Here is a 21,122-nt window from a genome sequence, read left to right on the forward strand (position 1 = left end):
TTGGCTACCGGTCGGCGACACACGTCAGCACATGGCGATCAGGCCGACGGCTCGATGACCTGACGGCGGTTGTAGGTGCCGCAGGACGGGCACGCCACGTGGGGACGCTTACGCTGCCTGCACTGCGGGCAGTCGACAAGCGCCACCGCGGCGGCCTTCCACTGGGCGCGGCGGGAGCGGGTGTTGCTCCGCGACATCTTCCGCTTGGGGACGGCCACGTCAGCCCTCCTGATCGTCGTTGAGTTGCATGTCTTACCGGTCTTGCGTGTCTTGCTTGTCGTCTTTCACCAGGTCCCGCAACGCCGCCCAGCGGGCGTCGACTTGCTCGTGCCGATGGCCAGAGCCGGCCTCGGCCAGCTTGACCCCGCACTCTGTGCACAGACCCGGACAGCCTTCTCGGCAGACCGGGCTGAGCGGGAGCGCGAGGACCACCGCATCACGGAACGTCGGCTCAAGGTCGAGCAGGTCGCCGTCGAGGAGCGAGTCCTCCTCGCCGGCGTCTTCGGCGGTGTAGAAGAACAGCTCCTGGAACCCGACCTCGATCTCCGAGGACAGAGGGTCCAGACACCGTGCGCACTCCCCGCTGAGGGGAACGCTCGCCGTGCCCGTGACGAGCACGCCTTCCATAACCGCTTCGAGCCGGATGTCCAGCTCGACATCGGCGTCTTTGGGGACACCGATCAAGTCGACGGACAGATCCGCCGGTGCCGGAAGAGTGCGGGTCGTCTTCCGCATCGACCCCGGCCGCCGGCCCAGGTCATGGGTCGAGATCACCCAAGGGGCTCGCGGGTCGAGGTTGCGGGTAGACATCCTGCTCTCATCAGGCATGGCGAATGACCGCCGTCGTGCAAGGCCGATTACAAAGAATACCAGCCGCCGGTCAGCCCCTGAGCCGCTCGACCAGGAGCCGGTGCACCAGGTCGGGGACCAGACCGGAGACGTCGCCACCGTACCGGGTGATCTCCTTGATCCTTGAGGAGGACAGGAAGGAGAACTCCGGGTTGGTGGACATGAACAGCGTCTCGACCCCGGACATCCGGTAGTTGAGCTGGGCCATCTGCAGCTCGTAGTCGAAGTCGCTGATCGCCCGCAGGCCCTTGACGATCGCGGCGATCTCGTGCTGCTTGCAGTAGTCGACCAGCAGCCCGTGGAACTTGTCCACCCGGACGTTGCCGTACTCCTTGGTCACGGCCTGGAGCATCTCGATGCGCTCCTCCACCGTGAACAGGCTCTTCTTCTCCAAGTTGATCAGGACGGCGACCACGACCTCGTCGTACAGTCGAGACGCCCGTCCGATGATGTCCAGGTGACCATTGGTGACAGGATCGAAGGATCCTGGACAGACGACGCGGCGCAAGGCACACCCCCCAGATCTACGGGTTCCCGGCGGCGCGACCGTACCAAACCGTCGCTTCCCCGTATCGCCTGGCCCTCTCATTGGCGATGCCGGGGGGCCAGCGCAGGTCTTCTCCGCGGGTCTCGCGCTCCACGGCGACCAGTGCCCCGGGGGCCAGCCAGCCGTTGTCCGCCAGGCGTTCCAGCACCAGGGTCAGCTCCGCCCCGCCCAGCGCGTACGGCGGGTCGGCGAACACGAAGTCGTACGGCTCGCCCTCGCACTCGCGCGCCGCGAGCCGCTCGGCCTTGTCCAGCGCCAGCTCCGCTCCCGGCAGCCCGAGCGCGGCGATGTTGGCCTTGATCACCCTGGCCGCCTTCGCGTCGGACTCCACCAGCAGGGCGTGCGCGGCCCCTCGCGACAGGGCCTCCAGGCCCACCGCGCCGGAGCCCGCGTAAAGGTCGAGGACCCGCGCGCCGGTCAGCGGCCCCAGCATCGACCCCACCGAGGAGAAGATGCCCTCCCTGGCCCGGTCGCTCGTCGGCCGGGTGCCCCTGCCGGCGGGCGCCGTCAGCCGCCTGCCCCCGGCGCTCCCCGCGATGACCCGCATCATGGCCCCAATCTAGCGAGGCCCCCGGCGGCGGGTTGCTGCACGCCAGGCCCCGACCGTGATGAACCGGCCGTAAACCCGGCCAGGCCAGCGCAATGAACAGCGCAAGGAGCGGCGAGGAATCAACAAGGGTCGTTCCCATCGGACCGGGCTGCCCGCATGATGAGTGCTGCGGCCTTCAGGTGACCCAGGGGGAGGCCGACCGGCGTGATCGTGAGCCCTTCCGCACGCCGGTGCCCTCGGCACCTGACCCGAGGGTGGGCCCAGCCGGGGACGGCATTCGGGGGGAGGCCGTCCCCGTGGCTGGGCCCTGGGTCACTCCCATCTCCGCGTCCTCGCGGCCTTTCACGGCCTTTCGCGGATCAGGTCTTCTCCAGGAACTCCGCGCGCTCGTCGGCCACCAGCCTGTCGATCTCGGCGCGCAGCGTGGGATGGCCGGCCAGCTCCGGATCGGCGGTCAGCAGCTCCGTGGCCTCGTCACGGGCCGTGGCGATGACCTGCTCGTCGCGCAGCAGTTGCAACAGCCGCAGCGAGGACTTGCGGCCCGACTGGGCCACGCCCAGCACATCGCCCTCCCGCCGCTGCTCCAGGTCGACCTGGGACAGCTTGAAGCCGTCGAGCGTGGCCGCCACCGCGTCGAGCCTGGCCCGCGCGGGGGTGGCCGCCGGTGAGTCGGTGACCAGCAGGCACAGGCCGGGCAGCCCGCCCCGGCCGACCCGGCCGCGCAACTGGTGGAGCTGGGAGACCCCGAAGCGGTCGGCGTCCATGATCACCATGACCGAGGCGTTGGGGACGTCGACGCCCACCTCGATCACCGTCGTGGCCACCAGGACGTCGATCTCGCCGTCGGTGAAGGACCGCATCACCGCGTCCTTCTCCTCGGGGTCGAGGCGGCCGTGCAGCACCTCCACCCGCAGCCCGGCGAGCGGGCCGCCGGCCAGCATGGGGGCCACCTCGGTGACCGCGAGCGGCGGACGCCGCTCCTCGGCCTGGCCGTTCTTGTCGGGCGCCAGGTCGCCCTCGTCGCCCTCCTGCTCGCCGATCCGGGGGCAGACGATGTAGACCTGCCTGCCCAGCCCGACCTCCTCGCGGATGCGCTCCCAGGTGCGCTCCAGGTAGTGGGGCTTCTCCGCGGCCGGGACCACGTGGCTGCCGATCGGCGCGCGCCCGGCCGGTAGCTGGCTGAGCGTGGAGACCTCCAGGTCGCCGAACACCGTCATGGCCACCGTGCGCGGGATCGGCGTCGCGGTCATCACCAGCACGTGCGGGCGGGTGTCGCCCGCCTTCTCGCGCAGCGCGTCGCGCTGCTCGACGCCGAAGCGGTGCTGCTCGTCGACCACGACCAGGCCGAGATCGGCGAACTGCACCCGGTCTTGCAGCACCGCGTGCGTGCCCACCACGATGCCCGCCGCGCCGGAGGCGGCGTCGAGCAGCGCCGTACGGCGGGCCGCCGCGCCCATCGACCCGGTGAGCAGCGCGACCGTGGTGCCGCCGAGCAGGCCGCCCGAGGCGAGGTCGCCGAGCATCGCGCGGATCGACCGGTGGTGCTGCTGGGCGAGGACCTCGGTCGGCGCGAGCAGCACCGCCTGGCCGCCCGCGTCGACCACCTGGAGCATCGCGCGCAGCGCCACCACGGTCTTGCCCGCGCCCACCTCGCCCTGCAACAGCCGGTGCATCGGGTGGGCGCTCGCGAGGTCGGCCGCGATCTCCTCGCCGACCTCGCTCTGGCCGTCGGTCAGCGCGAACGGCAGGCGCTCGTCGAAGGCGGCCAGCAGCCCGTCGTCGCTGCGCGGGCGGGCCTTGGCGGGCCAGGCCGCCGCGGCCATGCGCCGCCGTACCAGCACCGCCTGGAGCACGAACGCCTCGTCGAACTTGAGCCGCCCCCGCGCGCGGTTGACGTCGGCGAGGTCGCGCGGACGGTGGATGGCGGTCAGCGCGTCGGCCAGCCCCGGCAGCGACTCCCTGGCCCGCAGCGCGGCCGGCAGCGGGTCGGGCAGCGGGCCGAGGGTGTCCAGCACGACGCCGACCGCCCTGCGGATGACCCACGAGGTGATGTCCTTGCCCGCCGGGTAGATCGGCACCGGCGCGGTGGCGAACTCCGCCGCGCTCGCGTCGCCCTCGCTCTCGTCGAACAGCTCGAAGTCGGGGTGGGCGAGCTGCCAGCGCGGCCGGGTGGCGCTGCCGAACCTGCCGACCTTCCCGGCGAACATGCCCCGCCTGCCGGGCTGCAACCGCGTCTCCACCGCGTGGGACGCCTTGCCGAAGAAGGCCAGGTAGATGCGGCTCTGCCGGGCGTCGACCACCTCGACCTCAAGCCAGGTGCCGGACTTGTTGCGCATCGGCTTGCGCATCGTGCGCGACACCTCGCCCACGACGGTGACGTGCTCGTCCACCGCCAGCGAGTCGATCTCGGTCAGCTCGCCGCGCTCGGCGTAGCGGCGCGGATAGTGGCGCAGCAGGTCACCGACCGTGGACAGGCCGAGCGCGCCCTCAAGCAGCTTGGCCGTCTTAGGATCGAGGGCCCGCCCCAGCGGCTCGTCGAAACGCGTCACGTCAACCAGTTCTACCGTGCGAGGGCGACAGATTCACTCCGCGAGGTCGGGCGCTTCCCGCATGTGGCGTGCCCTTCGCCGCCGATACGCTACGGTTGCGGGGAGAGCATCCCTGTTCGGCCGTTCCCTGGGGCGCGCTTCGCGTTGGCGGGCGGTCATCGACATCGGATACCCTTGTTCGGCTGGCCGGTTCTCCGGCATGCCCGCGCTCGCGCCCCGGTCAAGGCACGGGCCTATCGACTGATCTAAGGAGCGATACCGTGGCTTCCGTCTGCGACGTATGCGGCAAGGGGCCGAGGTTCGGCAACAACATCTCGCACTCGCACCGCCGTACCCGCCGCCGCTGGAACCCCAACATTCAGACCGTGCGCGCCAAGATCGGGAGCACGCCGAAGCGCCTCAACGTCTGCACCTCGTGCATCAAGGCCGGCAAGGTCACCCGCTAGCCGCACCTTCGCGAGGCTCATCGGCCCGGCGTCCGCATCGGCGTACGCCGGGTTCGTCGTGTCCGGGGGTCTTCGGATAATGCGTCTGCGGTACCCGAATACCGCGATGGCCGTATTCCAGGCCGGGCCCGCCGGGGTTAGTGTGCCGGAATGAACAGGTTCGCGCTGGTCATCGCGGTCGGTGGGGTCGTGGTCTGCACATCCGCGCTCGCGTACGGCAACCAGCCGAACGCCCGGCCGCTCGATCCGCTCGGCTGGGCCCTGCTGGCCGGGTGCGTGCTCGGCCTGCTCTGGCGGCGCGAGCGCCCCGAGGTCGCCATGGCGGTCAGCGGCGGGGCCGCCGCCGTCTACTTCGTGCTCGGCTACGCCTACGCCTTCTCGCCCGCCCCCGCGCTGATCGCCACGTTCGGCCTGATCGCCGCGGGCCGCCGGGCGGCGGGGTGGATCGGCGCCGGCTGCCTGGTCGCGGTCCCGGCGACGGCCACCCTCCTGCGGCCCGCACTGGACCATCTGGTCGGCGTGGTGATCTGGGGACTGATCGTGCTGGTCGTCACCCAGCTCGCCGAGGTCTCCAGGGCCCGCCGCGCCTACACCGCCGAGGTCGAACGACGGGCGGCCGAGGCCGAGCGCACCCGCGAGGAGGCCGCGCTGCGCAGGGCGCAGGAGGAGCGGCTGAAGGTCGCCAGGGAGCTGCACGACGTCACCTCGCACACGATCTCGCTGATCGCGCTGCACGCGGCCGTGGCCGCCGAGGCCGTGGACCGCGCCGGCGGCCCGGACGAGGCCCGTGACGCCCTCACCGTCATCCGCGCGGCGAGCCGCGAGGCGCTGACCGAGATGAAGGACATCCTGGGCGTCCTGCGCACCCCGCGATCCCCGGAGAGCCGCCGCCCCCTGCCGGGGACCGCCCGGCTGGGCGACCTCACCGCCAACGCGGGCATCCCGGTGGAGCTGGAGGTCACCGGCGCGCGGCGTCCGCTGCCGCCCGCCGTTGACCTCACGGTCTACCGGGTCGTGCAGGAGGCGCTGACGAACACGATCCGGCACGCCGCCGCGAGCCGCGCCCGGGTGAGCCTGGACTTCCAGGCCGACGGCCTGGTAGTCCGCATCGACGACGACGGCCAGGGCAGACGCGACGGGCGGTCCGGGGGGCACGGCCTGGCCGGGATGACCGAACGGGTCGCGGCCGTCGGCGGACGGCTCAGCGCCGGCGATGGCCCGGACGGCGGCTTTCAGGTAGTCGCCCGGCTGCCGCTCGCCCCGGCCGCGCTGCCCGCCGCATGATCACCATCCTGCTCGCCGACGACCAGCCGCTGGTGCGGGCCGGTCTGCGGGCGCTGCTGGACTCCGAGGACGACCTGACCGTGATCGGCGAGGCCACCGACGGCAGGGAGGCCGTGCGGATGGCCGCCGAGCTGCATCCCGACGTGGCCCTGATGGACATCCGCATGCCCGGACTGGACGGCCTTGAGGCCACCCGCAGGCTGGTGGGGTCGGCGACCCGGGTGGTGGTGGTCACCACGTTCGACCTGGACGAGTACATCTATGAGGCGCTCCGGGCGGGGGCGAGCGGCTTCCTGGTCAAGGACGCGGAACCGGCCGAGTTGCGGCACGCCGTACGAGTCGCGGCCCGGGGCGACGCGCTGCTGTCCCCCGGTGTCACGCGGCGGCTCATCGCGGAGTTCGCCGCCCGGCCGGGCGCGCCGCCCAGTACCGACCGGCTCGCCCCGCTGACCGGCCGCGAACGCGAGGTCCTGGCCCGCGTCGCCGAGGGCCTGACGAACGACCAGATCGCCGCGCGGCTGCGCATGAGCCCGGCGACCGTGAAGACGCACGTCAACCGGGTCATGGCCAAGCTCGCCCTGCACGACCGCGCCCAACTCGTCGTCATCGGGTACGAGACCGGCCTGGTACGGCCCGGGTGGGTCTGATACCGCGGATGGGGTAGCCGGACACCCGCGCCGGGCGGACGCGGCGGATGGGGCGGCGTTCCTAGCGTCGTGGCTCATGAAACACATGAACAGGCTCGCGTGGTTCTGCGTGCGGCACCGCCTTGTGGTCGTGCTGGCATGGCTGCTCCTGGCCGCCGCGCTGATCGCCGGGGCCGTCGTGGCCCCAGGGCCCACGAACGACGAATTCACACTGCCCGGCTCCGAGGCCGGCCGGGCGGCGGAACTGCTCGGCGAGCGCGCCACCGAGCAGGAGGGCGCGCTCGTCCTGTCCGCGCCGTCCGGGGTGCGTTCCGCCGAGGTACGGCAGGCCGTCAGTGCCCTGGTGGCCCGCGTGGACCAGGTCCCCGGCGTCGCCGTGGACGCGGGACGCGAACGGATCGCGCCCGGCGGCGAGGTGTCCCAGGTCCCCTTCGAGTACGACGGCGCGGCGGTCGGTCCGCTCAAGGCCCTGCGCGACGGCCATCACGGCGACGCCGGGCTGACCGTCGAACTGTCCGGCGACGACTTCGCCGACTTCACGCCCGGCGGGATGACCGAGGGAATCGGCCTGCTGGCCGCCGCGGTGATCCTGCTGCTCGCGTTCCGGTCGATCATCGCGATGGCGTTGCCGCTGCTGGTCGGCGTGGTCGGAGTGGCGTGCGGGGTGAGCCTGCTGACCCTGGTGCAGAACGTGGTGAGCATGCCGAGCTTCGCGGTGTTCCTCACGATCATGCTGGGGCTGGGCGTGGGGATCGACTACGCGTTGCTCGTCGTCACCCGGTTCCGGACGTCCCTGGCGGAGGGCATTCCGGTGCCGGAGGCGGTGGTGACCGCCATGATGACCGCCGGGCGGTCCGTGCTGTTCGCCGGATCGACGGTGATCCTCACCGGCGCGGGCATCCTCTTCCTCGGCCCCTCCCTGGGCGGGGGGCTGGCGGCGGCGGCCGGTTCCGGGGTGCTCATGGTGATGCTGGCCGCGCTGACCCTGCTGCCCGCGATGCTGAGCGGGATCGGGACGCGGATCGACCGTTTCGGGCTGCCCCGCAGGTCCGCCGCCCGGGAGGACCGGCGGCCGTCTTACCGGTGGAGCAGGCTCATCCAGCGTCGCCCGCTTCCCGCGCTGCTGGGCGCGGTCATCGTGCTGGCGGTACTGGCCATGCCGGCGCTGGACCTGCGGTCCGGCTGGTCGGACGCGAGCGACCGGCCGGTCACCGACACGACCCGGCGCGCGCACGACCTGCTCATCCGGGGCTTCGGCCCGGGCGCGGAGGCCCCGATCCTGCTGGTGTCGCCCCGGCCGCTCGGCCCGGCCGTGCGGCAGGCGGGCGAGTTCGCGGGGGTCGCGCAGGCCGTGCCGCTGGACGACCGGACCGCGATGGTGATCCCCGCGACCGCCCAGCAGGACGAGCGCACGGCGGAGCTGGTCCACCGGCTGCGCGCGGAACTGCCCGAGCCCGTGCTGGTGAGCGGCTGGACCGCGGGGGGCATCGATTTCGCCGAGTACTCCCTGGACCGGCTGCCGTGGACGGTGGGCGCGGTGCTGCTCGCGTCGTTCGCGCTGCTCCTTCCGCTCTTTCGCAGCGTGGTGGTGCCGGTGAAGGCCATCGTGGTCAACCTGCTGTCGGTCGCGGCGTCCTATGGGGTGGTCGTCGCGATCTTCCAGTGGGACGTGCTGGGCCGGGGCGTCTCGGGCCCGATCGACGCGTGGGTGCCGATGATGCTGTTCGTGGTCACCTTCGGGCTGTCCATGGATTACGAGGTGTTCCTGCTGTCGCGGATTCGGGAGGAGTATCTGCGCACCGGTGACAATGCGAGCGCGGTCGCCGGGGGGCTGGCCGCGAGCGCACGCGTGATCACGGCGGCCGCGGCGATCATGTTCTGCGTCTTCGCGGCGTTCGCGGCCTTCGACGACCGGGCGCTGAGCACGATGGGCACCGGGCTCGCCGCGGCCGTCCTCATCGACGCCACGATCGTCCGCCTGGTCCTGGTACCGGCGGCGATGGAGCTGCTCGGCGAGCGCAACTGGTGGTACCCGGGCCGTCGCTCCCGGGTACCGGTGTCGCGCGTGGTCACCTGAGCAGGCAGGTGATCCCGGTGACCTCGCAGGAGCTGGGGGCCTTGGACCGGCCGAGCGCGCGGTACTCGACGCTCACCCGGCCGCCCGCCGGGATCGCCCTGGGCAGGCGCAGCGTGAGAGTGCCGTCGCTGTAGTCCCAGTCGGCGCCCTCCACCTTGGTGACCCGGCCGCTGACCGCGAGGTCCAGAGTGACCCCGGTCAGGTCCGTGGCGGAGGCGTTGGCGATCGACAGTTCGGCGGAGTAGCCGGCGAGCCTGCCGAAGAGGTTCACGTCGATCTCGACGATGTTGTCGTTGCGGGAGTCGAGGCCACCGCCGTCGGGCGGGCCGGTCGGGCCGGTCGTGGGCTGGGCGGACGGCGGCGCGGGCCGATTCTCGTCGTCCCTGACCCGCGGCTCCTCGGTCTGCCGGGGGGAGCCGGTCGGCTTGGTGTCCCGCGGCGGCGTCTCCTGGTTGTCCAGGTTGTCCGGGGTGCGGGTCTTCTTCGGCCGCGGTTCCTCGGTGGCGCGGGGCCGCTGCGTACGGCGCGGCGCGGCGGTCTGCGTGGACTGGGGAGGAGCGCTCGTCTTGGGCTTCTTCGCCGGTTCGCCGGTCTCCTCGGCGGTGGGCTCCGCCTCCTCCTCGGGGGTCTCGGCGGGCTCGCTGAACGTGCTCGGCGTGGCGCTCGTACTGGGCGCGGTGACGAGCTTGGTCGCGGTCGGCGCCTCGGCCGAGCGGGTCATGATCTGCACGCCCGCCACCGACCCGCCGAGCAGGGCCACCACGGCGGCCACGGAGAGCACCGCGACCCGGCCCCGCTTCCTGGGCTCGGCCGCCGGCTTCTCGCCGCCCCAGACGCCCTTGTAGGGCCCGGGAGAGGAATCGTCGTCGTCGCCCTGCCACCCGGAGCCGAGGAAGCCGGTCCGCTCGGTCTGGCCGCTCACCGTCGTGTCACCGCTCGTGTCGCCTCCCGCGCCCGCTGAACGGTGCGGGGAGTACACGAGCCGGTCGGGCGGCGGCGGGCGGCGCTCATAGGAGTCGTGGGAGTCGTGGGGGGACGCCGCCTCGGGGTCGTCCGCTGGGAACGGCTCGGACGCGGGCGGCTCGCCGTACTCCTCGTGCCGCACGTCGTAGGCGGCGGTGTGCTCGACACCGGCCACATCCGGCCATTCGGCCGTCGCCGGTGCGGGTCCAGGGGCCCCGTGGGGCGCCTCCTCCTGTTGTGGGCCGGGGGCCCACTGCCCGGTCCGCGCCTCGGCGATCTCCGGCCACTCGTGACGGCCGGGAGGTTCGCCCAACGCGTTGCCGTCGTCGGGGAGCCGCCACTCGGCGGTCCATTCGGCGACGTCGTCGTCCTCGGGGAGCCTGCGAGGAGACACGGGCTCGTGGGGACCGGTCGCCTCGACCGGCGGGGTCAGGTCGTCCTCATGTGACCTGCGCCTACCCCGCCTGCGCTGCGGCTCGGATCCTTCTGTGCCGTGGCGGCCCATCACAGCCCTTCCTGTCGGGAACCATGGCCGCCCATCTTCATAACATCTTTACCACTTATTTGTCACAAAGTTCACAATAGTCACAACCCATGGTCACTCAGCGAAGTGATCCCATCCGCCCTTGCCGAACTCACGCCCGTCCACCAGCACACCCTGCCCTTCGGTCACCGTACCGATGACCTGCCATTGCCCGGAAAGCCCTGTCCCGGCGGGAAAAGTCGCGGCCAGCGCATGATCGTCACCGCCCGTGAGCATCCAGGCCAGCGGATCGGCGTCCAGCTCCGCCGCGGCCTGCCGCAACTCCTCCGGGACGGCGAAGGCGGCGGAGTCCAGCTCGATACGTACGCCGCCGGCGTCCGCCACATGCCCGAGGTCCTGGAGCAGGCCGTCACTGACGTCGAGCATCGCGGTCGCCCCCAGCTCGGCGGCCCTCGGCCCCATCGCGTACGGCGGGCGCGGCCTGCGGTGGGCGTCCACCAGCGGCCCGGAGCCACGCGCGCCCGCGGAGAGCAGGGCGAGCCCGGCGGCGGCGTGCCCGAGCCGCCCCGCCACGGCCACGACGTCGGAGGGCCGGGCGCCCGCACGGGTCACCGGCGCGCGGCCCCCGAGGTCGCCCAGCGCGGTCACTCCCAGCAGCACCGCCTCGGAACGGGAGATGTCTCCGCCCACCACACTGGCCCCGACCAGGGCGCATTCCTCGCACAGGCCGTCGAACAGTTCGTCCACCCACGCGACGGCGGTGCCCGGCGGAAGCCCCAGGCCGACCAGCAGGGCGGTGGGTCGCGCGCCCATGGCGGCGATGTCGGCGAGGTTCTGGGCCGCCGCCTTGCGGCCGATGTCCTGTCCGCTGGACCAATCGCGACGGAAGTGCCTACCCTCAAGTAACAGATCCGTCGACAGCACGACCCGTCCGTCCGGCGCGCTGACCAGCGCGGCATCGTCACCCGGACCCAGAAGAACACCGTCGCCCTGCGGCAGCCGCCGGGCGATGCGAGTCACAAGACTGAATTCGCCGAAATCTCCGACTGTGATGACGCACCTCCTAACGCAACTCAGGGTACGGTGGCCCTTCGGCGCTGATCCAAACTGATCCAAGCTGATCCAAGCCGATCTATTCAGATCCAAGCTGATACAGGTGATTGACGCTGGTCCGACCAGCTCTGCCCGCCCGGGAGGACGTGATGGTGCAGGCGTACATCCTTATCCAGACCGAGGTCGGAAAGGCCGCCGAGGTGGCCGGCGAAATCTCCTCGATCACCGGAGTCACCCTGGCCGAAGACGTAACCGGCCCCTACGACGTGATCGTCCGGGCCGAGGCGAACAACGTGGACGAGCTGGGCAAGCTGGTGGTGGCCCAGATTCAGGCGGTCGAGGGCATCACGCGTACGCTTACGTGTCCGATCGTCCACATCTAGCGAGAGCCGGGTTTGAAGAGAGCGACACTGATTCCGGCGGTGGTCGTGGCGGCCGTGGCGGCGCTGGCGGGGTGCGGCGGAGCCGTGCACGTCGAGCCGCCCGCCCCGCAGGGGGCGACCGCCACCGCCTGCCGGCAACTACAGGGCCTGCTGCCGCCGTCGCTGGACGGCGCCGAGCGGGCGGAGTCCGAGCCGCCGTCGCCGTACGTGACCGTGTGGGGCGCGGGTGAGATCGCGCTGCGCTGCGGCGTGCCGCGCCCGGCCCTGATGGCGCCCACCGACCGGCTTTCCGAGATCAACGGCGTCGGGTGGTTCCCCGACCCGAAGCTCCCGACCCTCTACACCGCCGTGACCGGCAGCGGATACGTCGAGCTCACCATGTCGCGCGCGCACACCCCGGGGATCGTGCTCGGCCGGCTGGCCGGCCCGATCAAGCGGGCGCTGCCCGGCTGAGCCGCGCCTTCCCACCGGCCGGGGCTCAACGCAGGCCGACGGACCGCCGCAGGGCGAGCTGGATGAGCCGGTCCACCAGGGCCGGGTACGGCAGGCCGCCGGCCGCCCAGAGCTGCGGCGCGACCGACGTCGCGGTGAACCCCGGCATCGTGTTGATCTCGTTCAGCACGATGCCGCCGTCGGGCGTGTGGAAGAAGTCGACCCGCGCCAGCCCCTCGCAGCTCAGCGCCTCGAAGGCGCGCACCGCCATGGACTTCAGCCGCTCGGTCACCTCCGGCGGCACCCGCGCGGGCACGTCCAGGTCGATGTGGCCCTCGGTGTACTTCGCGGTGAAGTCGTAGAACTCGTGATCGTCGCGGATCAGCACCTCACCGGGCACGCTCGCCACCGGCGGCGCGTCGTCCAGCGACTCCAGGACCGCGCACTCGATCTCGCGGCCCTCGACGGCGGCCTCCACGAGCACCTTCGGGTCGTGCGCCCTGGCCAGCTCGATCGCCTCGGCCAGCTCTCCCGTCGCGGTGGCCCTGGAGATGCCCTGGCTGGACCCGGCGCGCGCGGGCTTGACGAAGACCGGCCAGCCGAGGCCCTGGACCTCCTTCAGCACCCGCTCGCGGTCCAGCCGCCAGTCGCGGTCGCGGACCACGGCGTACTTGCCGATCGGCAGCCCCGCGGCGGCCAGCACGGCCTTCATGTACTCCTTGTCCATGCCGACGCTACTGGCCAGCACCCCGGACCCGACGTAACGGACGCCCGCCATCTCCAGCAGGCCCTGAATCGTGCCGTCCTCGCCGAACGGCCCGTGCAGCACCGGGAACACCACGTCGACCGTGCCCAGCTCCTCGGGGATGCGGCCGGGCGAGAGCGCGACCAGCGACGCTTCCCCGGTGGGCAGCGCGAGCGCGGGGCCGGACTCATCGACGGTGGCCTCGATCGCGTAGCGCTGCTCGCCCGACGCGAGCACCCACCGCCCGTCCTGGGCGATGCCGACCGGCACGACGTCGTACTTGTCGCGATCGATCACCGAGAGCACGCTGCCCGCCCCGAGGAGTGACACCGCATGCTCGGAGTTGCGCCCGCCGAAGACCACGGCGACGCGCGGCCGGCGCTCACGCTGCTCGTTCATGATGCCCGAATCTACCCTCTCAGCTGGATTTCCCCACGGGCCGACACGAGCCACATCTACCGGTATCTACGGGGTTTTCATCGTGCGAAGGGAATCGAGTGCCCTGGTCACGTCGGCGATCAGGTCTTCGGCGTCCTCCAGGCCGACGGAGAAGCGCACGGCGCCCGCGTCGATCCCGGCGTCCTTGCCGGTCAGGCGGGCGGTGGCGGCGACGTGGGCGGCCTTGGTGTGCGTGCCGCCGACCGCCGAGCCGATCCCGGCCAGCCGCAGGCCGTCGGCGAGCGCGGCCCCCGCCTGGTAGCCGCCGGTGGGGGTGACCGTGACGCAGGCGCCGTACCGGGTGCCCTCGGGGCCGGAGTCGAACAGGTGCCTGGCCAGCAGGTTGCCCGGGTGGTCGGACAGGCCGGGGTAGTCCACCCGGCGTACGGCGGGGTGCTTGGCGACCGCGGCGGCGAACACCATGGCGGTGGAGCACATCCGGCGCACCCGCAGCGGCAGGGTCTCCATGCCGCGCCGCAGCAGGAAGGCGTCGTCGGGGGACAGCGAGCAGCCGGTGTCGATGCGGACCTCGCGAAGCCGCTGGATCAGGTCGGGCCGGCCGACGACCACGCCGCCGGTGGAGTCGTCGTGCCCGCCGAGGTACCTGGTGGCGGAGTGCAGGACGAGATCCGCGCCGTGTTCGAGCGGGCGGCACACGACGGGGGTGGCCAGCGTGGAGTCCACGACCAGGAGAGCGCCCGCGGCGCGCGCGATCCGGTAGAGGCCGCGCAGGTCGGCCACGGCCATGGTGGGGTCGGTCATGGTCTCGGCGTAAATGATCTTCGTGCCGGCGCGCACGGAGGACTGGACGCGGGCGAGGTCGGCGTAGTCCACGAAGTCGGTGGTCACGCCGAACCGGCTCAGCACGTTGGTGAGCAGGGAGAACGTACCGCCGTAGACGGGGGTGGGGGCCAGTACGTGCGAGCCCGCGCGCAGGAACGTCAGGAACACGGCCTGGACGGCCGCCATGCCGGACGCGAACGCCTGACCGGCCACGTCCTCCGGCGCGGCGGCGCCCTCCAGCGAGGCCACCGCGGCGGCGAACGAGGACGTGGTGGGGTTGTCGATGCGGCCGGGCGCATGGCCGGGGCCCTCACCGCCGAGCACGTCGGCGTACTCCGCGGAACTCTGGAAGTTCCACGACGCGGCCCGCCACACCGGCAGGCCGAAGGTGGACTGACCGGGGCTCTCCGGCCGGGGCAGGTGGATCGAGCGGGTGTTCTCGCCGAGTCTGCGGCGCGCGCGTCGTGAGGCACTCACACTAAGAACTCACACTCCGTACCGTTCGGGCTTGGGCGAGCGCGACATCAGCAGCGTCGCGGCCTCGCCGGGGTCCAGGCCGTCGTGCACGACACCGACGACCACCTCGGTGATCGGCATCTCCACGTCGTGCTTCCTCGCCAGCTCAAGGACGGACTCACAGGACTTCACACCTTCGGCGGTCTGCTTGGTGGCCGCGGTCACCTCGGCCAGGGTCATCCCGCGGCCCAGATTCTCGCCGAAAGTGCGGTTCCTGGACAATGGTGACGCACAGGTCGCCGCAAGGTCCCCCATTCCCGCCAAACCCGCAAAAGTATGCTGATCTGCCCCCAAAGCCGCACCAAGCCGGGAAATCTCCGCCAATCCCCTGGTCATCATCATCGCCCGCACGTTGTCGCCCATGCCCATGCCGGTGGCCACGCCCACGGCGAGCGCGATGACGTTCTTGACCGCCCCGCCCACCTCCACCCCGACCACGTCGGTGTTGGTGTAGGGCCGGAACCACGGCGGCGCGTGACACGCCTGCTGCAACCTCTGAGCCACCGCCTCGTCCGTGCAGGCCACCACGGTCGCGGCGGGCTGCCGCCGGGCGATCTCCATGGCCAGGTTGGGCCCGGACACGACCGCCACCCGCTCCTGCGGCACGCCCGCGACCTCCCTGATCACCTCGCTCATCCGCTTGGCCGTGCCCAGCTCGATGCCCTTCATCAGGCTCACCAGCACCGCGCCCGGCGGGATCAGCGGGGCCCACTCGGCGAGGTTCGCGCGCAGCGACTGGGAGGGAACGGCGAGCACCACGAAGTCCGCGCCGTCCAGAGCCGCCGCCGGATCGGTGGTGGCGCGCAGCTCGTGCGGGAGCGGCACGCCCGGCAGGTAGTCGGGATTGCGGTGCTCCCGGTCGATCGCCTCGACGATCTCGGCCCGCCGGCCCCAGAGGGTCGTCCGGGTACCGGCGGCGCACAGGATCATCGCGAACGTGGTGCCCCACGAACCGGTCCCGAATACGGCAGCTTTGCTCATTTCATCACCGTACGCCGTGATCAGTCGTCGGAGCGCTTGCCCTGGGCGCCCTCGGGGGTGTTCCGGTCGAAGGGGACGGGCGGCGGCTCCTCCCCCCGGATGTCGGCGAGCTGCGCCGTGATCGCCGCGATGATGTCGGCGGTCGCCTCGCGCAGCGCGTCGCCGTCCGGGGCCCGCCCGGCGTACCGGGACAGGTCCACCGGCGGGCCCACCTTCAAGTGGAACGTCTTGCGCGGGAAGAACCGGGGCCGCTTGCTGCCGTACGGCAACAGCTCCTGCGCCCCCCAGTGCGCGACCGGGATCACCGGCGCGCCCGTGGCCAGCGCGAGCCTGGCCACCCCGGTCTTGCCGCTCATCGGCCACAGGCCGGGGTCGCGGGTGCAGGTGCCCTCCGGGTAGAAGATCACGCTCGCGCCGCCCTCGATCCCCCGCTCGGCGGCGCTCAGCGAGCGCGCGGCCTCCGAACTGCCCCGGTAGACGGGGATCGTGCGCAGCCAGGCGATGATCTTGCCGAGCACCGGGACCCGGAACAGCCCGGACTTGGCCAGGTACACCGGCCAGCGGCCGCTCTCGTACAGGAAGTGGCCGAGCAGCATCGGGTCGGTCCAGGACAGGTGGTTGGCCGCGATGATCACCCCGCCGGTCCGCGGCACGTTCTCGCCGCCGCGCCAGTCGCGCTTGGTCAGCAGCAGCATGGGGGGCTTCAGCAACACCACGGCCACGGATTCCCAAAAGCGCGAAGGCCGGTCCCTGCGGCTCATCGGTCCCTCCAGTTCGACCTGTCCACGGCGGTGGTGTGCGCCGTGAGTCTCCCGGTTGCCCGCGTCCGGTGTCGAGGCGCGATGCTTAAGGGTATGCGCGCATCGCAAAGTTCCGCCTGGTCCCTCGTGGTGCCGGTGAAGACGCTGGTGGCCGCCAAAACCCGGCTGACCAGGGCGGCCGGACCCCACCGGACGGCGCTCGCCGTCGCGATCGCCTGTGACACGGTTTCGGCCGCACTACGCTGCCCGCGCGTGGCGCGGGTCGTCGTGGTCACCGGTGATCCGCAGGCCGCGGAAGCGCTGGCCGAGGTGGGCGGCCACGTGGTGGACGATCCGCAGTCGGGCCTCAACGCCGCGCTGCGCTTCGGGGCCGCCGAAGCCGTACGCCTGGCGCCCGGCGACGCGGTCGGCGCGCTCCAGGCCGACCTGCCCGCCCTGCGCCCCACCGAACTCGACCTGGCGCTCGCCGCCGCGGCCGACTTCGACATGGCCTTCGTCCCCGACGCGGCAGGGATCGGCACCACCTTCTACGGCACCAAGCCCGGCGTGCCGTTCACCCCCGGCTTCGGCGGCGAGTCACGCGCCAGGCACCTCGGGCGCGGCGCGAAAGAGCTCGACCGGGACGACATCCCCTCGGTACGCCGGGACGTCGACACCCCCGCCGACCTCGCCGAGGCGGTCGCCCTGGGCGTCGGCCCGCGTACCGCGGAGGTGGCCAGGCTCATCCTGGGCGACTCCGGTGGAACGGCCTAGGCTGAGGGGCGTGCAGGCGACGGTACGTACATTCGACCAGCAGACCCGCTCCGGGACGGTCTTCCTCGACGACGGCAGCGTGCTGACCTTCGGCACCAGGGCCTTCGACGCGGGGCCGCTGCGGCTGCTGCGCTCCGGGCAGCGGGTCAACATCAAGGTGGCCGACGGCGAGATCGCCGTCATCACGCTGTCCACCTTCCCGCTGCCCGACTGAGCCTGACCGGGGCCGGAAAGGCGCGAGCGCCCGAGGCGTGGATCGCCCCGAGCGCCCGGACAGGTGAAGCGCTTACTTCCGTTTCGCCGACTTCTTGCCCCCGGCGTTGACCTGCTCCTTGAAGTCCGCCCCCGGACGGAATCGCGGCGCCCAGCTCTCGGCCACCTTGATCGGCGCACCGGTCGAAGGGTTGCGCGCGGTACGAGCCGGCTTGTGCACCATCTCGAAGGCGCCGAATCCGGTGATCGAGACCTTGTCCCCGCCCGCGACCGCTTTCTGAATAGCGTCCAGGACGGCATTCACCGCCTCGTTGGCGGTCTTCTTGTCGCCGACCCGATCCGCGATGGCGTCGACGAGTTCCCGCTTGTTCATTAGGTTGCTCCCCCTGTAACGGCACGGGGTTCCAGCACACCAGGCAACGGTTCACCAAACCCCTTCCCGCTTGAAATTAGGGGAAGGTGGCCCAGGACTCAATCACCGAGCGGCATGTTTCGCCTACTCGGCGTGTCGGAGCCCTGCTCCGGCAGGGTGTCCGGGTCCCTGCCGGATTCGAGCGCGGCAAGATCATCGAGGAACACCGAAAGGCGGGCGGCGGCGCTGCCGAGGTCCCGCTTGGCGGCGTCACAGATCGCCACCAGACGCCGCGCCAACCGCTCCCGCCCCTCCACCGCCCCAGAAAGCGCCCGCACCCGCCGATGCGCCTCCCGCAACACTTGAGCCAACCGCTCTTCCTGCACAGGTGCACCGGGCACCTCACACACCCCCTGCTTCGCGGCTCTCGCTCTGCTCGCCCAGACCGAGAGCCAGGAGCTCTCAGGCGGTCGTCGGCAGCCATCGCTGCCGACCATTCTCGTACTCCGTGATGGCGTCGGCCGCGCGCAGGGTCAGGCCGATGTCGTCCAGGCCCTCGAGGAGCCGCCAGCGGGTGTAGTCGTCGATCTCGAAGGCGGCCTTCTCGCCGCCCCACCGGACCTCGCGTTCGCCCAGGTCAACGGTGAATTCGAGGGACGGGTCGGCCTCCACCGCGGCCTGGATGGCCTCGACGGTGTCGCCCGGCAGGACCACCGGCAGCAGGCCCATCTTGGTGGAGTTGGAGCGGAAGATGTCGCCGAACCTGGCGGAGATCACCGCGCGGAAGCCGTACTGCTGAAGCGCCCACACGGCGTGCTCGCGCGAGGAGCCGGTGCCGAAGTCGGGGCCGGACACCAGGATCGAGGCACCCTGGTAGGCCGGGTCGTTGAGCACGAAGGCGGGATCCTCGCGCCAGGCGGAGAACAGGCCCTGCTCAAAGCCGGTGCGGCTGACCTGCTTCAGCCAGACGGCCGGGATGATCTGGTCGGTGTCGACGTTGCTGCGGCGCAGCGGCACCGCGCGGCCGGTGTGGGTGGTGAATGCGTCCATGGTCGGTCGGTTCCTTAGGGTGCTGGGCCGGGGTCGTCAGAGGTCGGCGGGGGCGGTCAGGCGGCCGGTCACGGCCGTCGCGGCGGCCACGGCGGGCGACACCAGGTGCGTGCGTCCGCCCTTGCCCTGCCTGCCCTCGAAGTTGCGGTTGGAGGTGGAGGCGCTGCGCTCGCCCGGGGACAGCGTGTCCGGGTTCATCCCCAGGCACATGGAACACCCCGCCTCGCGCCACTCCGCGCCCGCGGCCTTGAACACCTCGTGCAGGCCCTCCTCCTCGGCGGCCTTCTTGACCTGCATGGAGCCGGGAACGATCAGCGTACGGGTGACCACCTGACGCCCGCGCAGGATGTCGGCCGCCGCCCGCAGGTCCTCGATCCGGCCGTTGGTGCAGGAGCCGACGAAGACGGTGTCCACCGCGATCTCCCGCAGCGGGGTGCCCGCCTTGAGGTCCATGTACTCGAGCGCGCGCTCGGCCGCGGACCGGGCGATCGGGTCGTCGAACGACTCCGGCGACGGCACCGCCGCGTCCAGCGGCGCGCCCTGCCCCGGGTTGGTGCCCCAGGTCACGAACGGCGTGAGCGTGCTCGCGTCGATCTCCACGACCTTGTCGAAGACGGCGTCGTCGTCGGTGCGCAGCGAGCGCCAGTACTCGACCGCGGCGTCCCACGCGGCCCCCGAGGGAGCGTGCGCGCGGCCCTTGAGGTAGGCGAAGGTGGTCTCGTCCGGCGCGATCATGCCGGCCCGCGCGCCCGCCTCGATGGACATGTTGCAGATCGTCATCCGCCCCTCCATGGAGAGCTTGCGGATGGCCTCGCCGCGGTATTCCACGATGTGACCCTGGCCGCCGCCGGTACCGATCTTGGCGATGATGGCCAGGATCAGGTCCTTGGCGGTCACGCCGACCGGCAGCTCGCCACTGACCTCGATGGCCATGGTCTTGGGCCGGTACGACGGCAGCGTCTGGGTGGCCAGCACGTGCTCGACCTCGGAGGTGCCGATGCCGAAGGCGATGCCGCCGAACGCGCCGTGCGTGGAGGTGTGCGAGTCGCCGCACACGATCGTCATGCCCGGCTGGGTCAGCCCGAACTGCGGCCCGATGATGTGGACCACGCCCTGACCGGCGTCGCCCATCGGGTGCAGCCTGACGCCGAACTCCGCGCAGTTCTTGCGCAGCGTCTCGACCTGGGTGCGGGAGACGGGGTCGCTGATCGGCCCGAGGACGGTCGGCACGTTGTGGTCCTCGGTGGCGATGGTCAGCTCCGGCCTGCGCACCTTGCGGCCGGCCATGCGCAGGCCGTCGAACGCCTGCGGGCTGGTCACCTCGTGGATGAGGTGCAGGTCGATGTAGAGCAGGTCCGGCTCTCCCTCGGCACGACGCACTACGTGCTGCTCCCAGACCTTCTCGGCCAGTGTGCGGCCCATTGGCTCGCCTCCCACTTTTCTGACTTGCTTTCTCATATCGCGAGACTGCAGTATCGGCTTATGGACAACTCTAGCGGAGTCGGCGTACTGGACAAGGCGGTTCTCGTGCTCAATGCCCTGGAAGCGGGGCCGGCTTCGCTGGCACAGCTCGTGCAGGCCACCGGGCTCGCCCGGCCCACCGCCCACCGGCTCGCCGTCGCCCTGGAGCACCACCGCATCGTCGCCCGCGACACGCAGGGACGTTTCGTGCTCGGCCCGCGGCTTTCCGAGTTGTCCACCGCCGCCGGCGAGGATCGGCTGCTGGCCGTGGCCTCCCCCGTGCTCACGCAATTGCGCGACCTCACCGGGGAGAGCGCCCAACTGTACCGGCGTCAAGGCGATGAGCGGGTCTGCGTCGCGGCGGCCGAGCGGGCCAGCGGGCTGCGTGACACGGTACCGGTCGGCACCGCGCTGCCGATGACCGCCGGGTCGGCCGCCCAGATACTGCTTGCCTGGGAGGAGCCGGACCGCCTGCACCGCGGGCTGCGCGGCGCGAAGTTCACCGCCGCGACCTTGGCGAGCGTGCGCAGGCGCGGCTGGGCGCACAGCGTCGGCGAACGCGAACAGGGCGTCGCCAGCGTGTCGGCCGCGGTGCGCGGCGCCGGCGGCAAGGTGATCGCCGCGGTGTCGGTGTCCGGCCCGATCGAACGCCTGACCCGTACTCCCGGCCGCCTGCACGCCGCCCCCGTCGTCGCCGCCGCCGAACGGATCACCGAGGCCATGCGCCGGGCCAACTGAGCCCACGGACGCCCTCTGCTCCCGCGTGTCACAAGCAATACGCAATTCCCGGCATCGACCAACGGAT

24 protein-coding genes are annotated in these 21,122 nt (G+C 71.8%); 9 read left to right on the top strand and 15 right to left on the bottom strand.

The features are described from left to right. Nucleotides 1-38: 38 nt before the first annotated feature. From rpmF to recG, 5 genes are all read right to left on the bottom strand, one after another. Nucleotides 39-218, bottom strand: coding sequence for a 50S ribosomal protein L32 (gene rpmF / locus DP939_RS25940; protein WP_113983379.1), 180 nt, complete (start codon nt 216-218; stop codon nt 39-41). Between the two features lie 34 nt (nt 219-252). Further along, nucleotides 253-810, bottom strand: a complete 558-nt coding sequence (locus tag DP939_RS25945) for a YceD family protein (protein ID WP_199565413.1) — start codon at nt 808-810, stop codon at nt 253-255. A 70-nt stretch (nt 811-880) separates the two neighbouring features. Next, entirely contained in the window at nt 881-1,357 is a 477-nt protein-coding gene (coaD, locus tag DP939_RS25950) for a pantetheine-phosphate adenylyltransferase (RefSeq protein ID WP_113983381.1), read from the bottom strand. A 16-nt stretch (nt 1,358-1,373) separates the two neighbouring features. After that, nucleotides 1,374-1,946 (bottom strand): 16S rRNA (guanine(966)-N(2))-methyltransferase RsmD, encoded by a 573-nt coding sequence (rsmD, locus tag DP939_RS25955; protein ID WP_113983382.1) that lies wholly within the window; start codon nt 1,944-1,946, stop codon nt 1,374-1,376. Between the two features lie 359 nt (nt 1,947-2,305). Further along, the gene (gene recG, locus DP939_RS25960) at nt 2,306-4,495 is read right to left on the bottom strand and encodes an ATP-dependent DNA helicase RecG (protein WP_113983383.1); all 2,190 of its coding nucleotides are present in this window, start codon (nt 4,493-4,495) and stop codon (nt 2,306-2,308) included. Nucleotides 4,496-4,755: 260 nt separating this feature from the next. Between recG and rpmB the strand changes: the two genes are divergently transcribed. From rpmB to DP939_RS25980, 4 genes are all read left to right on the top strand, one after another. Next, nucleotides 4,756-4,941 carry a 50S ribosomal protein L28 gene (gene rpmB / locus DP939_RS25965; protein WP_111166017.1) on the top strand — a complete coding sequence of 62 codons (186 nt, stop codon included), beginning with the start codon at nt 4,756-4,758 and terminating at the stop codon, nt 4,939-4,941. Between the two features lie 150 nt (nt 4,942-5,091). Then, nucleotides 5,092-6,225, top strand: a complete 1,134-nt coding sequence (locus DP939_RS25970) for a sensor histidine kinase (RefSeq protein WP_113983384.1) — start codon at nt 5,092-5,094, stop codon at nt 6,223-6,225. Beyond that, nucleotides 6,222-6,872, top strand: a complete 651-nt coding sequence (locus tag DP939_RS25975; RefSeq protein ID WP_113983385.1) for a response regulator — start codon at nt 6,222-6,224, stop codon at nt 6,870-6,872. Before DP939_RS25970 ends, DP939_RS25975 begins: the two co-directional genes overlap by 4 nt. Before the next feature lie 85 nt (nt 6,873-6,957). Then, on the top strand, nt 6,958-8,949 hold the full coding sequence (locus DP939_RS25980) for an MMPL family transporter (protein ID WP_113983386.1): 1,992 nt from the start codon (nt 6,958-6,960) through the stop codon (nt 8,947-8,949). On the opposite strand, the gene DP939_RS25985 is transcribed toward DP939_RS25980, so the two are convergent. Beyond that, complete coding sequence (locus tag DP939_RS25985) at nt 8,942-10,306, bottom strand: hypothetical protein (RefSeq protein WP_147268137.1); 1,365 nt, start codon at nt 10,304-10,306, stop codon at nt 8,942-8,944. The two genes, DP939_RS25980 and DP939_RS25985, sit on opposite strands and share 8 nt — an antisense overlap. Before the next feature lie 204 nt (nt 10,307-10,510). Beyond that, nucleotides 10,511-11,473 carry a thiamine-phosphate kinase gene (locus DP939_RS25990; RefSeq protein ID WP_199565420.1) on the bottom strand — a complete coding sequence of 321 codons (963 nt, stop codon included), beginning with the start codon at nt 11,471-11,473 and terminating at the stop codon, nt 10,511-10,513. Between the two features lie 125 nt (nt 11,474-11,598). Between DP939_RS25990 and DP939_RS25995 the strand changes: the two genes are divergently transcribed. Further along, nucleotides 11,599-11,832: an Lrp/AsnC family transcriptional regulator gene (locus tag DP939_RS25995; RefSeq protein ID WP_113983388.1), complete on the top strand. Its 234-nt coding sequence runs from the start codon at nt 11,599-11,601 to the stop codon at nt 11,830-11,832. A 12-nt stretch (nt 11,833-11,844) separates the two neighbouring features. Beyond that, nucleotides 11,845-12,285 carry a DUF3515 domain-containing protein gene (locus DP939_RS26000; protein ID WP_225878498.1) on the top strand — a complete coding sequence of 147 codons (441 nt, stop codon included), beginning with the start codon at nt 11,845-11,847 and terminating at the stop codon, nt 12,283-12,285. Between the two features lie 25 nt (nt 12,286-12,310). Here the strand turns inward: DP939_RS26000 and DP939_RS26005 are convergent, their stop codons facing one another. From DP939_RS26005 to DP939_RS26020, 4 genes are all read right to left on the bottom strand, one after another. Then, on the bottom strand, nt 12,311-13,408 hold the full coding sequence (locus DP939_RS26005) for a D-alanine--D-alanine ligase family protein (protein ID WP_113983389.1): 1,098 nt from the start codon (nt 13,406-13,408) through the stop codon (nt 12,311-12,313). Between the two features lie 66 nt (nt 13,409-13,474). Beyond that, nucleotides 13,475-14,707: a trans-sulfuration enzyme family protein gene (locus DP939_RS26010; protein ID WP_113983390.1), complete on the bottom strand. Its 1,233-nt coding sequence runs from the start codon at nt 14,705-14,707 to the stop codon at nt 13,475-13,477. 9 nt (nt 14,708-14,716) lie between these two features. Beyond that, complete coding sequence (locus DP939_RS26015; RefSeq protein ID WP_113983391.1) at nt 14,717-15,727, bottom strand: NAD(P)H-dependent glycerol-3-phosphate dehydrogenase; 1,011 nt, start codon at nt 15,725-15,727, stop codon at nt 14,717-14,719. Nucleotides 15,728-15,747: 20 nt separating this feature from the next. Beyond that, nucleotides 15,748-16,488, bottom strand: a complete 741-nt coding sequence (locus DP939_RS26020) for a lysophospholipid acyltransferase family protein (protein ID WP_113983392.1) — start codon at nt 16,486-16,488, stop codon at nt 15,748-15,750. A gap of 93 nt (nt 16,489-16,581) precedes the next feature. Here DP939_RS26020 and cofC point away from each other — a divergent pair, with 93 nt between their 5' ends. Together cofC and DP939_RS26030 are read left to right on the top strand one after the other, a co-directional pair. After that, complete coding sequence (gene cofC / locus DP939_RS26025) at nt 16,582-17,241, top strand: 2-phospho-L-lactate guanylyltransferase (RefSeq protein WP_225878499.1); 660 nt, start codon at nt 16,582-16,584, stop codon at nt 17,239-17,241. 10 nt (nt 17,242-17,251) lie between these two features. Continuing rightward, nucleotides 17,252-17,455, top strand: a complete 204-nt coding sequence (locus DP939_RS26030; RefSeq protein WP_113983394.1) for a hypothetical protein — start codon at nt 17,252-17,254, stop codon at nt 17,453-17,455. A 72-nt stretch (nt 17,456-17,527) separates the two neighbouring features. On the opposite strand, the gene DP939_RS26035 is transcribed toward DP939_RS26030, so the two are convergent. From DP939_RS26035 to leuC, 4 genes are all read right to left on the bottom strand, one after another. Next, entirely contained in the window at nt 17,528-17,827 is a 300-nt protein-coding gene (locus DP939_RS26035) for an HU family DNA-binding protein (protein ID WP_111166006.1), read from the bottom strand. Between the two features lie 98 nt (nt 17,828-17,925). Then, nucleotides 17,926-18,192 carry an SCO5555 family protein gene (locus DP939_RS26040; RefSeq protein ID WP_199565414.1) on the bottom strand — a complete coding sequence of 89 codons (267 nt, stop codon included), beginning with the start codon at nt 18,190-18,192 and terminating at the stop codon, nt 17,926-17,928. Between the two features lie 76 nt (nt 18,193-18,268). Next, a complete protein-coding gene (gene leuD, locus DP939_RS26045) occupies nt 18,269-18,856 on the bottom strand; it encodes a 3-isopropylmalate dehydratase small subunit (RefSeq protein ID WP_113983395.1) in 588 nt (195 codons plus the stop codon). 36 nt (nt 18,857-18,892) lie between these two features. Beyond that, a complete protein-coding gene (gene leuC, locus DP939_RS26050) occupies nt 18,893-20,278 on the bottom strand; it encodes a 3-isopropylmalate dehydratase large subunit (RefSeq protein ID WP_113983396.1) in 1,386 nt (461 codons plus the stop codon). A gap of 60 nt (nt 20,279-20,338) precedes the next feature. Between leuC and DP939_RS26055 the strand changes: the two genes are divergently transcribed. Continuing rightward, a complete protein-coding gene (locus DP939_RS26055; protein ID WP_113983397.1) occupies nt 20,339-21,055 on the top strand; it encodes an IclR family transcriptional regulator in 717 nt (238 codons plus the stop codon). The last annotated feature ends 67 nt before the right edge of the window (nt 21,056-21,122 follow it).

The sequence above is a fragment of the Spongiactinospora rosea genome (assembly GCF_003315795.1).
In the GTDB taxonomy this organism is placed as follows: domain Bacteria; phylum Actinomycetota; class Actinomycetes; order Streptosporangiales; family Streptosporangiaceae; genus Spongiactinospora; species Spongiactinospora rosea.

Excerpts from the sequence above, each read along its gene's own strand:
- DP939_RS25945 (WP_199565413.1), bottom strand. The coding sequence starts at position 810 with ATGTCTACCCGCAACCTCGACCCGCGAGCCCCTTGGGTGATCTCGACC.
- rsmD (WP_113983382.1), bottom strand. The coding sequence starts at position 1,946 with ATGATGCGGGTCATCGCGGGGAGCGCCGGGGGCAGGCGGCTGACGGCG.
- DP939_RS25970 (WP_113983384.1), top strand. The coding sequence starts at position 5,092 with ATGAACAGGTTCGCGCTGGTCATCGCGGTCGGTGGGGTCGTGGTCTGC.
- DP939_RS25975 (WP_113983385.1), top strand. The coding sequence starts at position 6,222 with ATGATCACCATCCTGCTCGCCGACGACCAGCCGCTGGTGCGGGCCGGT.
- DP939_RS25980 (WP_113983386.1), top strand. The coding sequence starts at position 6,958 with ATGAACAGGCTCGCGTGGTTCTGCGTGCGGCACCGCCTTGTGGTCGTG.
- DP939_RS25995 (WP_113983388.1), top strand. The coding sequence starts at position 11,599 with ATGGTGCAGGCGTACATCCTTATCCAGACCGAGGTCGGAAAGGCCGCC.
- DP939_RS26005 (WP_113983389.1), bottom strand. The coding sequence starts at position 13,408 with ATGAACGAGCAGCGTGAGCGCCGGCCGCGCGTCGCCGTGGTCTTCGGC.
- DP939_RS26015 (WP_113983391.1), bottom strand. The coding sequence starts at position 15,727 with ATGAGCAAAGCTGCCGTATTCGGGACCGGTTCGTGGGGCACCACGTTC.
- DP939_RS26020 (WP_113983392.1), bottom strand. The coding sequence starts at position 16,488 with ATGAGCCGCAGGGACCGGCCTTCGCGCTTTTGGGAATCCGTGGCCGTG.
- cofC (WP_225878499.1), top strand. The coding sequence starts at position 16,582 with ATGCGCGCATCGCAAAGTTCCGCCTGGTCCCTCGTGGTGCCGGTGAAG.
- DP939_RS26035 (WP_111166006.1), bottom strand. The coding sequence starts at position 17,827 with ATGAACAAGCGGGAACTCGTCGACGCCATCGCGGATCGGGTCGGCGAC.
- leuD (WP_113983395.1), bottom strand. The coding sequence starts at position 18,856 with ATGGACGCATTCACCACCCACACCGGCCGCGCGGTGCCGCTGCGCCGC.
- leuC (WP_113983396.1), bottom strand. The coding sequence starts at position 20,278 with ATGGGCCGCACACTGGCCGAGAAGGTCTGGGAGCAGCACGTAGTGCGT.
- DP939_RS26055 (WP_113983397.1), top strand. The coding sequence starts at position 20,339 with ATGGACAACTCTAGCGGAGTCGGCGTACTGGACAAGGCGGTTCTCGTG.